The sequence below is a fragment of the Dysgonomonas sp. BGC7 genome (genome assembly GCF_001261735.1).
In the GTDB taxonomy this organism is placed as follows: Bacteria; Bacteroidota; Bacteroidia; order Bacteroidales; family Dysgonomonadaceae; genus Dysgonomonas.
Window position 1 is genome coordinate 154716 of the sequence record NZ_CVRP01000003.1, and the last position, 13370, is coordinate 168085.

17 protein-coding genes are annotated in these 13370 nt (G+C 39.1%); 6 read left to right on the forward strand and 11 right to left on the reverse strand.

What is annotated here, in order from left to right:
• Positions 1 to 25 precede the first annotated feature (25 nt).
• Both BGC7_RS02410 and BGC7_RS02415 read left to right on the forward strand, forming a co-directional pair.
• Entirely contained in the window at positions 26 to 814 is a 789-nt protein-coding gene (locus BGC7_RS02410) for an energy transducer TonB (RefSeq protein WP_050699965.1), read from the forward strand.
• Positions 815 to 829: 15 nt separating this feature from the next.
• Complete coding sequence (locus tag BGC7_RS02415) at positions 830 to 1999, forward strand: VWA domain-containing protein (protein WP_050699966.1); 1170 nt, start codon at positions 830 to 832, stop codon at positions 1997 to 1999.
• 127 nt (positions 2000 to 2126) lie between these two features.
• Here the strand turns inward: BGC7_RS02415 and BGC7_RS02420 are convergent, their stop codons facing one another.
• Positions 2127 to 3047, reverse strand: a complete 921-nt coding sequence (locus tag BGC7_RS02420; protein ID WP_050699967.1) for a TIGR01777 family oxidoreductase — start codon at positions 3045 to 3047, stop codon at positions 2127 to 2129.
• A 294-nt stretch (positions 3048 to 3341) separates the two neighbouring features.
• On the opposite strand from BGC7_RS02420, the gene BGC7_RS02425 reads away from it, so the two are divergent.
• The 3 genes from BGC7_RS02425 to BGC7_RS02435 all read left to right on the forward strand — a co-directional run bounded on the left by BGC7_RS02425 (position 3342) and on the right by BGC7_RS02435 (position 5837).
• Positions 3342 to 4004 (forward strand): DUF2461 domain-containing protein, encoded by a 663-nt coding sequence (locus tag BGC7_RS02425; RefSeq protein WP_050699968.1) that lies wholly within the window; start codon positions 3342 to 3344, stop codon positions 4002 to 4004.
• A gap of 119 nt (positions 4005 to 4123) precedes the next feature.
• Entirely contained in the window at positions 4124 to 4591 is a 468-nt protein-coding gene (locus BGC7_RS02430; protein ID WP_050699969.1) for a MaoC family dehydratase, read from the forward strand.
• A gap of 163 nt (positions 4592 to 4754) precedes the next feature.
• Complete coding sequence (locus tag BGC7_RS02435) at positions 4755 to 5837, forward strand: hypothetical protein (protein ID WP_050699970.1); 1083 nt, start codon at positions 4755 to 4757, stop codon at positions 5835 to 5837.
• 77 nt (positions 5838 to 5914) lie between these two features.
• Here the strand turns inward: BGC7_RS02435 and BGC7_RS02440 are convergent, their stop codons facing one another.
• The 6 genes from BGC7_RS02440 to BGC7_RS02460 all read right to left on the reverse strand — a co-directional run bounded on the left by BGC7_RS02440 (position 5915) and on the right by BGC7_RS02460 (position 9581).
• Positions 5915 to 6628 (reverse strand): S24 family peptidase, encoded by a 714-nt coding sequence (locus BGC7_RS02440; RefSeq protein WP_050699971.1) that lies wholly within the window; start codon positions 6626 to 6628, stop codon positions 5915 to 5917.
• A 616-nt stretch (positions 6629 to 7244) separates the two neighbouring features.
• Complete coding sequence (locus BGC7_RS17820; protein WP_157258632.1) at positions 7245 to 7388, reverse strand: hypothetical protein; 144 nt, start codon at positions 7386 to 7388, stop codon at positions 7245 to 7247.
• A gap of 23 nt (positions 7389 to 7411) precedes the next feature.
• Positions 7412 to 8023, reverse strand: coding sequence for a hypothetical protein (locus BGC7_RS02445; RefSeq protein ID WP_050699972.1), 612 nt, complete (start codon positions 8021 to 8023; stop codon positions 7412 to 7414).
• 35 nt (positions 8024 to 8058) lie between these two features.
• The gene (locus BGC7_RS02450; RefSeq protein ID WP_050699973.1) at positions 8059 to 8646 is read right to left on the reverse strand and encodes a P-loop NTPase family protein; all 588 of its coding nucleotides are present in this window, start codon (positions 8644 to 8646) and stop codon (positions 8059 to 8061) included.
• On the reverse strand, positions 8633 to 9196 hold the full coding sequence (locus tag BGC7_RS02455) for a hypothetical protein (protein WP_050699974.1): 564 nt from the start codon (positions 9194 to 9196) through the stop codon (positions 8633 to 8635). The genes BGC7_RS02450 and BGC7_RS02455 overlap by 14 nt, the downstream gene beginning before the upstream one ends.
• A 46-nt stretch (positions 9197 to 9242) precedes the next feature.
• The gene (locus BGC7_RS02460) at positions 9243 to 9581 is read right to left on the reverse strand and encodes a hypothetical protein (protein ID WP_050699975.1); all 339 of its coding nucleotides are present in this window, start codon (positions 9579 to 9581) and stop codon (positions 9243 to 9245) included.
• A 474-nt stretch (positions 9582 to 10055) separates the two neighbouring features.
• Between BGC7_RS02460 and BGC7_RS02465 the strand changes: the two genes are divergently transcribed.
• On the forward strand, positions 10056 to 10427 hold the full coding sequence (locus BGC7_RS02465) for an MmcQ/YjbR family DNA-binding protein (RefSeq protein WP_050699976.1): 372 nt from the start codon (positions 10056 to 10058) through the stop codon (positions 10425 to 10427).
• 203 nt (positions 10428 to 10630) lie between these two features.
• Here the strand turns inward: BGC7_RS02465 and BGC7_RS02470 are convergent, their stop codons facing one another.
• The 4 genes from BGC7_RS02470 to BGC7_RS02485 all read right to left on the reverse strand — a co-directional run bounded on the left by BGC7_RS02470 (position 10631) and on the right by BGC7_RS02485 (position 13252).
• A complete protein-coding gene (locus BGC7_RS02470) occupies positions 10631 to 11662 on the reverse strand; it encodes a threonine aldolase family protein (protein WP_050699977.1) in 1032 nt (343 codons plus the stop codon).
• Between the two features lie 262 nt (positions 11663 to 11924).
• On the reverse strand, positions 11925 to 12341 hold the full coding sequence (locus BGC7_RS02475; RefSeq protein WP_050699978.1) for an SRPBCC domain-containing protein: 417 nt from the start codon (positions 12339 to 12341) through the stop codon (positions 11925 to 11927).
• 38 nt (positions 12342 to 12379) lie between these two features.
• On the reverse strand, positions 12380 to 12769 hold the full coding sequence (locus BGC7_RS02480) for a VOC family protein (RefSeq protein WP_199318960.1): 390 nt from the start codon (positions 12767 to 12769) through the stop codon (positions 12380 to 12382).
• A gap of 12 nt (positions 12770 to 12781) precedes the next feature.
• Complete coding sequence (locus BGC7_RS02485; RefSeq protein WP_157258634.1) at positions 12782 to 13252, reverse strand: SRPBCC family protein; 471 nt, start codon at positions 13250 to 13252, stop codon at positions 12782 to 12784.
• Between the last annotated feature and the right edge of the window lie 118 nt (positions 13253 to 13370).

The following is a 13370-nucleotide window of genomic DNA, read 5'->3' on the forward strand; positions in this document are numbered from 1 at the left end:
CAACATTCTATTTTTTATTATTTTAATGCAATTAAGTATTCTTAATGCAAGTGCTCAGACTTACAAGGTTTTCTTTGAGCCGAACCCCGATGTTTTACCTCTTTTCCAAGCAGGAGATGTCAATGAGTATATTAAAAATGAAATGAATATCCCTAACGATTTGCCTAAATATCCATCTCATGCAATTGTAAAATTTACTATAACAAAAACGGGGAAAGTCGTCAATGGTGAAATTGAACAAAGTTCGACAATAAAAGAAATAGATGAACAGATATTATCTGCTATAAGAACTATGCCTAATTGGCAACCTGCAAAGAAAAATGGTAAAGCTATAGATGTAGATGTCTATATACCGATATATGGAATGCTTCATTACAATATAAGTTTGAAAAAAGATTATGAAGAGAGAAAGGCAAATAACAGCATACAATTAAATGATACCATTCAAAAAGAAGTATGGGACAATAAATTCGAAACTTATCCACAATTTATAGGAGGAAAACAAGCGTTGATTGATTTTATAGAATTTAACACCAAATATCCGATGATCACAGTTGAAAGTAATATAGGAGGATATACGGTTGTTCAATTTGATGTTTCCGAAAATGGAGCAATAGAAAATATCATCCTTGTCAGAGGAATTGATCCCGCATCGGATAAAGAAGCAATACGTGCTGTAAAAGCAATGCCGGGATGGATGCCGGCTAAAAGTAATGGTAAAAAGATCAGTTCCAAATATCAATTATCAATATTTTTTAATTTGGAAAAAGCGAAGAAACATTTTAAAAGATCAAACAGGCTTATTATTCAATAGATATAGCTAAGACTTATGACAGAAAACAAAAGCGACAATAAAGATACTACCCGTTGGCGACTCATACTCGGGCAAGACACCAGAGCGCTGAGCAACGTGGAACTAAACGAAAAAGAATCGGTGATGGATGCCGCACTTGCCGCCATCTACGATGGCAATGCGGAAGGTACGGGTGCAGGCGGCAAAAAAGGAGGGCTGGGAGCTTCGGCTCCCAATCTGGCAAAATGGCTCACCGATGTGCGCACGTTTTTTCCGCAGGATGTAGTCAGCGTGATCCAATCCGATGCCATAGAGCGCAAAGGCCTGACAAAGCTGCTCTTTGAGCCCGAAACACTGAAAAACGTGAAGCCCGACATTGCGATGGTAGGCACGCTGATGGCTCTGAAAGGGCAGATACCCGAAAAGTCGAAAGAAACGGCACGCTTGTTGGTAAAAGAGGTGGTAGACGAAATAATGAAACGGATGGAGCAGGATTTACGCCGTGCGGTTACAGGTGCGCTGAATAAGAAAGCACATACACCGATTGCCAATTTTGCATCTACCGACTGGAAACGTACCATAAACCGCAACCTGAAAAACTACGATACAAAGACCAAACGACTGATACCCGAAAAGTTTTACTTCTTCGAACGCACACAAAAGCAAAAAAACTGGACAGTGATTCTCGACATCGACCAAAGTGGCTCTATGTGTGACTCTATCATCTATTCATCGGTTATGGGATCTATATTTGCCAGTATGCCCGCCCTCGACACACACGTTGTGGCATTCGACACGCAGGTGACAGACCTCACCGAACTTTGCCGCCAAGATCCTGTGGATATGCTATTCGGAGTGCAATTGGGCGGTGGTACAGACATCAACAAATCTGTCGCCTATTGTCAGACGCTGATAGAAAATCCACGCAAGACGATGTTTATCCTCATTTCCGACCTCTATGAAGGAGGTGTGAGAGCAGGACTATTGAGGCGGCTTTCGCAGATGCACGAAGACGGGGTGAAGGTGATAACCTTGTTGGCATTGTCCGACAGCGGAAGACCCGATTACGATGCCAATCTGGGTAAAGAGATAAGCAAACTGGGTATTGCCTGTTTTGCCTGTACGCCCGACCGTTTGCCCGAACTGGTAGAAGCTGCTCTCAAAGGGTTGGATCTGACCAAGTTTGCCCGAAAAGACAAAATATAATACAGAATACTAGCTGTTTGAATATACAGCAAGCATGTAGGGGTAACTCTTGTGGTTACCCGAAAACAATAGAGGGTAATCACAAGAGTTACCCCTACAGAACGCGTCAATAATGATTATTGGTTACTTATAGTTTCGCACTTTTTTTCTTTCCTTTCATCAGATTGCGAAGAGCCTCGTCGAGATGCTCGAAAGCGAAATTATAATGCAGATCGAGTAGTTTTTGAGGATATACACGCTGACCATCGACCAGCATGGTAGCCGATTCGCCCATCGCCAGACGAATAAGAAATGCGGGAATACGAAATATCTGAGGACGATAGAGTGTTGACGACAGAATATTAGTAAATCGTTTGTTGGTAACGGCATGAGGAGCTGTCATATTGAAAACTCCATCGGCTTCGGGCGTGTTGATAAGAAACAATACGGCATTCACCATATCCTGTATATGTATCCACGATATATATTGCGTACCCTTGCCCAAGACACTGCCCAACCCCAAACGAAACGGAAGCGTAAGCAAAGCAAGCATACCTCCGCTACGAGACAAAACAATACCTGTACGCAGCAGACAAACCCGTGTTTGGTCGCTTGCAGCAGCCAGCGCCAGAGCTTCCCATTTTTGACAGAGAAGGTGAGTAAAACCGCCTCGCGATTCGGTACTTTCTATTATTACATTGTCTGACTGAGCACCATAATAGCCCACTGCCGAACCCGAAATAAACACAGACGGCGGTGTTTGAGAGGCTTGTATCAATTCGGACAAACGGCGGGTTATATTCCAACGACTATTGCACAGACGATTCTTTTGCTTCTTAGTCCACCACTTGCCTGCAATAGGTTCGCCTGCCAGATTTATTACTACATCGTAGCCATCGAGCGACTGCATAGAGTCCAGCGAACTACACAATCTGACCTTTTCGCCTAACAGCTTGGAGGCTTTTGCCGGATTGCGAGTGAGCACCACAACTTCGCTCCCTCTCTTCAGTAGAGTAGATACCAAGACCTTTCCAATCAAACCTGTTCCTCCTGTAATAAATACACGCATATGCTGTTACCGTTAAAAAGAATTAAAAACACCTCCCTCTACTAGTACTTAACACACTGTGTGTCATTTATGTTTATAAAAAAAGGAAATAAAATTATAATTCCTCATATTTTTATTGTTACTTGCTTGACTTAATAGTTAAGGTTGGTTATTGTCGCATTTTGTCTATATCTTGTAAGTACAATTCTCATGGTCGTATGAAAACCTCAATAGGGTAACCATAAGGAATTGCTCCTACATAAAAGTATGACAGTAAAGTATTTTAAGAATTAAATTCAGAAAAGATTATTTACTATGTTGAAAAAAGAAACGTTAAACTTCCTCAAAGCGCTGAAAAAGAATAACAATAGGGAGTGGTTTGCCGAAAACAAAGAATGGTACGAACGGTCTCGATCCGACTTCGAAATACTTGTGGCTCAACTGATACAATCTATTGCGCCCTTCGACTCTTCTGTTGCAGGAGCAGAGCCTAAAAAATGTATATTCCGTATCTATAGGGACGTACGCTTCTCGGCAGATAAGAGCCCTTACAAAACGCATTTCGGAGCTGCCCTGCGCTCAAATCTTTCCGACAAGGCTTCGGGTTATTATATACACATCGACCCCGAAGAGAGTTTCGTTTCGTGCGGGTATTATATGTTGATGCCCGATCAGTTGAAGAAGATGAGACGAGGAATATACAGCGACTTTGATACCTTTAGCGAGATAATAAACGAAAAGCGTTTCAAGAAAGAACTAGGCGACCTCTATCGAGACGAAGATGCTCTGCAACGTGTACCGAACGGATTTGAAAAAGATCATCCTGCTGCCGAATACCTGAAACTAAAACGTTTTTACGTGATAAAGGAAGTAACTGATAAACAGATACTAAGCAAAGACTTTGTAAGCTATGCTACAGACATATATAAGACTATGCAGCCATTAGGCAGATTCTTAGACGATGTTTTGTACGAATAAAAATCGGAGAGTTACAAATCTGTTAAAAAGCGGGCTATAGGGTGAATACAGCATGATTTTTATTTTGTTTTCTCATATAATATCAATATTTTTACACAAGAATTGTTAATTAACGTTTTATGAGTAAAATTATTATCAATTCCTACGATGACTTTGCACAATATGTAGGAAAAGAACTTGGGACATCTGATTATTTGAAAATTACGCAAGACCGTATCAACAAGTTTGCGGAAGCCACGCTCGATTATCAATGGATACACACCGATCCGGAACGGGCAAAAGTAGAAAGTCCTTTTAAGAGCACTATTGCTCATGGTTATCTTATGGTTTCTATCCTACCATATCTTTGGGATCAGATAATCGAAGTAAACAACATAAAGATGCTGATAAACTATGGCATTGAAAAACTGAAATTTAATCAGGCCGTAGTAGTAGACAGCGAAGTAAGGCTCAATGTAAAACTAGAGTCGTTGGTCAACCTGCGTGGAATAGCTAAGGCCGAACTGAAAGTGGTGCTCGAAATCAAAGACAGTCCTAAAAATGCTTTTGAAGAAACGGTTATATTCCTTTATCACTTCAATAACTAAGGCAATATAAAAAGACATAAAAAACTCTCATCTTTTACTGTATTTATTCAATAAGTAAAAGTGGTTAGTTGTTTCCATATAGCAAAAAAAAATGTTAGGTAGCAAGGCTAGATTGATGTATAATTTTCAATTTCTTTGCATTTTAAACTTTACAAACAATATAATGACAAAAACTATAAATAAAATTAAACTTGCAGTGCTGACAATTTTCGTCAGTATCGTTTTTCTTCCACTTTCAGCAAACGAAAAAGACATCAATGCACTAATGGTTATGCTTGAGTGTTATAATAGTGGGGGGATATCGTATAATGAAGTGGCAGAGAATATTATGAATGAAGAGACACAGACCTCGACATTAAAATATATTCAACACACTTTATTCCTTAACCCAAATATGTATCACGAGATGAGCCTCAATTGGAAAGATGGAAATCTTGTTTCAGGAATTTATAAATCGGATCGTAATACAAGTAAAATAATGATTACTCGTCAAAACGGACGTATACACACCATACACATTGATGCCGGAGGTTGGGAGAAGCATAGACTAGAATACAACGAGCAGGGGCAAATTGTAAAACTTTGGCAGGAACACAAACCGGGCTCCGAAACTCAGAGATATTACGAAGTAAAGTACAACGACGACAACAAGATAAGCTACATATCTCTTACGCTAAGCAATGTAAAGAAAAACAAAAGCGCTCCGTTTCACGAAAAAACATTTATCTACAATACCAACAATTGCGAAACACGCTATGTAATGTACAATGGGATAGAAACGCGCAAACTGAAGAAAAAACTCAATAAAATTGAAACAGGATCGTTTCTAGAATTCCCTGAAGAAAGAAAATATATAACTGTATGTAAAAATGAGACAGACGCTTCTGTTTGGACTACCGAAACTACATATAACGCAGATAATCAGAGGATATATCTACTTGACACCAACGTAAACAAGAACAGAACGGCCGTAAACAAAATGACCTACGAATACTCTAACGGTGTTGAAACCAAAGAAATTACACTGAACTCGGTGGACGGTAAATTTGGATATCGTAGAGAAATTTTCAAACACAAATTAGACGCCTCTACCAATCAATATATACCAATGCAAGATGGAGACATCATCAGTAGAAATTACGATGAGTCTGGCGAACCAATATTTGAAGTAAAAAAAGAAGCCCATCCACAATACAGAGAAAAGAAGGATGGTGTGTGGACACCATGGGCATATATGCGAATATAATTTGCAGTCCATTTTTTCACATATAGTAAAAGTAAAAAAATAAAAAAAACGGAGTTTTCACTCCGTTTTTTTTATTTTCAGAAAAGCGAGTTATAACTTACATGAGCCTTGATCAAAGCTCTCCATCCGATGCTTTTGAGGGGAACATCTTTGTCATGGTAATTTTTGTTACATCCTGTAAGGCAGACATAATCGTCACCAAGGGCAGACCTTACAATTTTTTTAATAGTAAGATACTCTTCTCCTTCGAGCCTGATGTGTACCAAATACATCTCGCCCCAATGTATTACATCCTCTTTTCTAGATACCTTAAAACAGACAATATCGCCAGGCTTCAAAGTCGGATACATACTATCGGTTTTTACATATCCGGCACCATCACATGTGCCCAGATTGGGGATAGATATATATCCCTGAAAATACTGCATGTCCTTGTATGAGAATATCGGTATAAACTCGAAAGGAGATTCTACTCTTATCAAATAATCATTTGATATCGAATCCGGATCAATATTCGTCAATTCGGCATACTGCTCTCGTACCAGGTTTAGATCGTGATGAATTGCAAATTGCGAATTTTTGACCATTTCGCCTTCTCCCATTATCAGCCATTCGAGGTTGATGTCGGGGTAGGCCTTGTAGATTTTTGTAATTGTATCGCCCGTAATTCCACTTTTTTTGTCCAAGGTACCATTAGATACTCCAGTCTGGGTATAAAATTTATTTTTGCTAATACCCCGACTTTCCAGATATAGGATAATTCTATCCTTCTGGGTTGTCATTTCACTCATAGTTTGTTGTGTTTAAAGGTGACAAAGTCTTTTTGAACCGTTGTGGTTCAACAACAGCAAGTCAGTTATGTATTTGTAATAATACTAGCAAAAATAGCATAATAATTTTATAATCAGACTTATTATTAGAAAATTTCATCATTATAAACATTAGCTATATAGATTAATAAATATGTGTATGAAATAAATCTATATGTGTTAATTTATGTAAAAATGCATTATTTTAGACAATAATGAAATAATTTTATTTACAACAAACGATATAAATGATTTTTTTTAACATTTTAACATTAAAAGAACAATATAAAAAGCAAAGTGTTAACATAAAAAGTTTCGTTTTTAACATTAATACATAGAATTATTGCAATGTTTTATTTCAATATAGAGTAATATTACATTATATTTGCATGAAAATTGAAATATATAAATTTTCAATAATAAAAAGAATACTACTTTGCGTAGTTTTTAAGTTTGTCTCAAGGTTGGAAAGGGCGTATGCGTGATGCATATGCCTTTCTATTTCATCCTACTGTATCTATACTTCACAAACATAAATTGTTATTATATTTTTATGTAGGGACAAACCCTTGCGGTTGCCAGATCCTTACAGAAATCCTCACCTTTCTTCATACACAAATCTCACCTGACTTGCTTTCACTCTGTACGTTCGGGCACATTCGCTCCTAAAAGCCTGTAGATCATCTATAGACAAATCGACCTTTAGCCGTGTCAGACCCGGGATTCTTATTTGTTTAATCACATACATATCTATTTGGTATTTATTTATTTCACTTCGCGATATCGGTCTGCGAGCCTCTTATTGCTGCGCACATCTGTCAGTATGGTAGAAATAATACGCTGAATACTGTGCGCCTTGATGTGAGTGAGGGCAGCTAATGTCTGATAGTTGATAGCAGGCTTTAGGTTTACATACATTTTGAAAAGTTCGAACTCTTTCAGCTCATACTTCTTATATACATAATCGAACACATCGAGCTCAAGCTGTAGCTGCATACGTTCACGCTCGTAAGGATTGCTATGATGCGCCTCGTAAGTATCGTATTGCGGCATAGATGTGTAGCGGCTCTCAGCCATGCGAGCCTGTATAAAATTGGTATAATACGAACGGTGAAAATATGCTTTATAATCTTTCAGATCGGCACCTGTATAAAGAATCTTTTCGCTGATACGCAGGAATGTATTATTGAAAGTATCTTCATCGTACGTATTCTGACCTATCAGAAAATTTATTAAAGACTGGCAACTGTCGGCAAACCATTCGTTGAAAAGCATTGCTTTATCTACATTTTCGGCAGTAGGTTCTTCTTTTCCGATATCGGCACGTAAGAAATATTTTTTACCCGCGTTGTTTCCTTTGCTGTTTCCTAATTTCATGTCATTTTGTTTTTATATGGTTTATACTTTATTATTCATTTGCGAAGGCTTTCGCCCTGAAACAATATGCGCGTAGTAGTAGACTTTATGCGATCGAGCACCCTGTCGCCATAACGCTTGCGGATATCACCTACCGATAGGTTAGTCGACACCATCACCAGCTTGTTGTGTTTCTCGGCGGCATCCATCACTTCGGCAAATGCCATACGCTTATTGCCATACATATTGCTCACCTCTTCTGTTCCTATATCGTCGATACTGATAATATGTTTCGACAAAACAAAGTCGATATTACTATTCATCTCATAAGTATCGAATATGGTAGTCACCCGCCCGTAGTACCCCAACAAAATAGCCGGAAGCACATAGCGACACAGCAGACTCTTGCCTCTGCCACAGTTGCCATATAGGAAAAGCCCCCTGCCATTGTTTGCACTAAGCCATGCTGCTACTTCATCGTATTCGGGCAACCATTGCATTTCACGCCCCTGCAATGCTAAGAAATATGCCAGACCATCGCTAAGCACCTGAGAGGCATCGGTCAACCGAAGCTGTATCTTATCGCTGGGGAGTGGCATCTGCATACTGCGCATTTCCTTTACGATGGTTTCAAAACTTTTCATATTGCTTCTCATTGTCATGTTTTACAAGTTCGGGTTTGTCCCTGTCTGTTTTCTTTTCCCATGTGCGGACTGCGGCACGCCAATCTTTCATCTTATTACGCCCTATCATCCAATCCTTCGACTGATAAAAGTTGCAAAAGGCATGAGCATCTATTCCATTCCGGCGGCGCAAACAATAATCCTCCACTTCCTTTACCGAAGGCTTGCTAAATGATTCGCTCTTGGTTTTTGCCACATCCGATCGGGCACTCTGTATTTTTCTACTCTCGGGCACACCGGTCAATGTATATTCTGCCGGTTTCGATTTTGCCACTCCTTCCCTGAAAGTGATAAGCCCCATAGCCTGTAAGCGATTGCGACGATCGCCAAAAGCATTCCTGTTCATTTTGAGAATAGCACAAACAACTTCGGTAGGCTGACAAAAGGGATTCTTCCAGCCCAGTCGGTTACATCTATGCACCAGAAAATTGTACAAATCGTGCTCATGTGCCGTAATAAGCCCCTGCTCTCTCATCTCCCATGCTGCATTTATAATCTCTATGTAATTCACTCAGGTTTGGTTTTAAAACAACAGAATAGACCAATATTAACTCATATCAAAAATTATTAGCACGATCTTTCAGCACATGGTGCGCCTGATACCTGATCTCTTTATTCTCTTTATTGTAATCGGCAAGCACAGTTCGCAAGCGGGATGTAAGTACGGCAGTATCTTCATAAAGCAAATCCCAGTCGCTATCCAACACTTCCGACACCTTGAGTTTCACCGTATCCATATATGTATCGAATTCGACACAAACACGTACATCACCTATCTGATCATCGAAGTCGGCAATGTTATACCTGCCCGAATCGCTTAAATGCTCGGTCACAGTATCTACAATTTTCTTCATTTGATGCTCGTCACAATAACAGTCAATTTTCAATGCTCCCATGATAAATAAATTAAGAGTTATGGATTAATAGTTGTAAATATTTTCTTTAGAGATAATCTTAATATAACTTCGTAAATAATAGATATATTTGCTTTGTGCTACATCCGTAATTCATGGTTCAAAATTAAACCAAATAAACCAATAATAAAAATATAAATACTATATAATTCAATTTTAACCCATATTTAGATCAGAGTCTAAACTAAGCATGAAACAAGAAACTGAGGATCAGGATAATGTAAATTATTTAAACAAAACACAAAGAAAACAAACACAACAAATAATTATATATCAGATACATACAACAACATAAGACAAAATAATATTTATCTAACATTACTGAAATCGAGTAACACAAAGGGTTACCAGCATAGGGTGTAAAAAGTAATTGAGTAGGTATTGCTAACAAAAAAAAGATAATTCAAGAGCCAGAGCAATTAATACAATATTGAACCAATACAATACTCCCATAAAATGAATATTGAAGAATTGAGAGAACACTGCATGACAATAAGAGGAGCTACTGAAAGCTTTCCTTTCGACGAATCTACGTTGGTATTTAAAGTGATGAATAAAATGTTTGCATACATATCACTAACACCCAAAGACGGACGATTTAGAGTATGCCTGAAGTGCGATCCGGCAAAGACTGAAGAACTGAGAGAACTGTATGAGGGCATTGCAGATGGCTATCATACCAAAACCCGCATGTGGCACTCAGTATATATAGACAGCGATGTGCCCGACAAGCTGATAGGCGAACTTATACAACATTCGCTAGACGAAGTAATAAAAAAGCTACCTAAAAAAGAACGACTAAAGTATATAGATCTTGCCAACGGCTAAACATAAATAGAAAAAACGATCTGCGAATTTTAACTAACAAAAAGAGCTTTTTTCCTAATTATTGTTTTTTAATATAGTTAATTAACTATATCTGTAAAACAAAACAGACGATTTAGTAGTTATATGTTAGTGTAGTTTGTAAAGTTTGTGTTAAAGTTGGGAGGGTCTACGATGTGATGTTGTGGACCTTTTTCTATTTAAGGTCACAACACCAGATTATTGAGATTTTTTATAAATTCTTCTACAGCAGCTTCGGGTGTTGCCCACGATGTAATAAGGCGAACAGCCGATCGGTCAGTATCTACTATATCCCATACAAGGAAAGCATAATCGGCTTGCAGTTGCCTGATAAGCTCATTGGGGAGTACAGGGAAAATCTGATTGGTATCTGACTCCATCAACATAGAAAATCCTTTGGCTGCAAATGCCGCCGACAGTTTAGCTGCCATACGGTTTGCATGCACTGCCAAATCGAAAATAAGATTGTTGCTCAGCAGGCAATCGAACTGAATACCCAAGGTACGTCCTTTGGCTGTGAGTGCACCGCGTTGCTTGAGGTGATAATGAAAATCTTTTTGCAATGCCGGATTCACTATTACAATAGCTTCTCCCAACAGTGCTCCGCACTTTGTACCGCCAATATAAAACACATCTGTAAGAGCAGCTATATCAGCCAAAGCCATATCGTTAGATGGTGCAGTAAGAGCCATTGCCAATCGTGCCCCATCCATGAAAAGAATCAGGTCGTTGACTCTGCAAAACTCAGATAGTGCAGTCAACTCCTGTTTGGTATATACAGTTCCCAATTCGGTAGAATTGGAAATATATACGGCACGGGTACGCACAGTATGATGTCCTCTTGCTTTGTTAAGAAAAGGTTTTACATCATCAGGACGCAATTTGCCATCCGTTGTATGAGCAGCTTCTACTTTGTGCCCGGTGGCTTCGATGGCTCCCGCTTCGTTAGAAAAAATATGCCCGGTAGTAGCAGCCACCACCGATTCGAACGGTTTAAGTACCGATGCCAACACTACCAGATTGGCCTGTGTGCCACCGGTTGCCAGATGTACATTTACAGCATCATTTGCCACTAGGCGGCGGATCATAGTTTCGGCACTACGAGAATAAGCATCGTCACCATAGCCGGCCTGCTGCACCATATTAGTATCGGCAAGGGCTTTGAGTACCGAAGGGTGACAACCTTCGGCATAATCGTTTGCAAAACTGTATTTCATTTTTGTCTGTTATTTACAAATACAAATGTAAATATTTTCGCCTCTTTTCTTAGAGCCTGCTCCGATTTTTAGTTACAAAATAATTTACTGTCATACTTCGTATCTGCACACAGAAAAGAACAAAGCACAAACAGTTGTCGCTGCCTGTGCTTTGCTTACATTCGAAATATAATAGTTTGTACCTAGTATGCAGACAGATATCGTTCGTCTGCAATAAATAATTATCGGGTATAAAATTTACACCCCTACCCTGCACTACCTACTATTTCTGATTTATCTCCACATAATATTTAAACCGATTGAGAATAGCCTGCCAGCCCCGCCGCTGTGTCTCATGTGAGTTTTCATTTTCGGGCTCTATAGTTTCGGTGATCTCGGTATTATGATCTACCGTGCGAAAACGCACCTTAACTTTTCGCCCATCCATTATGGTATAATCTATTTCCTTGTTCTGCACTATTTTATCATACACACCTTCGAACCGAAAGCCATCATTGCCATCTTTGGCATTCATCTGATATGTAAAATGTCCGCCTACCCACAGGTCATTTATGGCACTGGTAGTATGCCAATCATCAGAGGCACTGTTCCAGTTTACAATATGGTCTGGATCTACCCAGAAGCTCCACACTATATGCAGGGGGGCATTTACCCGAACTTGTACGGAAATAGTATCCATTGGTTTTCATATTCTCGTTCCTACATCTCGTAATTACATTATTTCATAGAGTGCAGTCCAAAGCTATTGCCTTCGGTATCGAGACACATGGTTATATGACCATATTCGCCGATCGAAAACTTTGACTGTAATACTTTACCTCCGGCTGCTGCTACACGACTTTCTTCGACAGAGCAGTCGTCGCAACCAAAATACACAACCGTACTATTGCCTCCGGCACGAACATCTTGAGTCTTTACCAATGCTCCTGAAGCATTGGGAGCGTCTTCGTCTTCGGCATAAGGGAACATCACCATTTCATATCCCGAAGAATCTGCCGGCATTTCTTCCATTTTTTTGTTCAATACCGCTTCGTAAAATTTACGTGCACGGGACATATCGTCTACATATATCTCGAACCAGACTACAGGATTTCTTGTCTTCATCATTTTGTCGGCGTATTATTTATTTTTCAGATAGTTGTTGAGAGAAGTTCCCAGAAGTTTCTCCCATTCTATTTCATTGTCATTTTTAGAAATATCTTTCTCGGCAACGGTAGAGTCTTTAAGATACTCATACTTAAGTATCAACCTTGTTCCTCCTGTTTCGGCAGGCTCAATGGCCCATGTGAGAACAGACAGACGATTGCGGGAGCTTAATTGAGTCCATGTATGTTTAAATTTCTTCTCCGGCACAATCTCAAGAATAACGCAGCGATGGTGGCATAGTTTTTCATCACCAATTTCACAAATATTAAAAGCAGTATCTTCTTCCAGCACAAAATTGTCTACATTGAAATACCACTCCTTCATTTGGTCCTTATCTGTTATAGCCTTCCATACCTTATGGGTGGCTACAGGATAAGTCTTTTTGATAATTACGGGGTTTGTTTCCATAAACGACAAAGGATTTTTTAAAATTTTGTTCTTCATTATATTCCGGCTATTGTCAAAAACAGACGGGGGCATTCTTATTAACGTTACTGTGACTACTTCTGTTCACAGAATTTCTAATTATTTTTTACAAATCTACACTCATACCTATCATCAG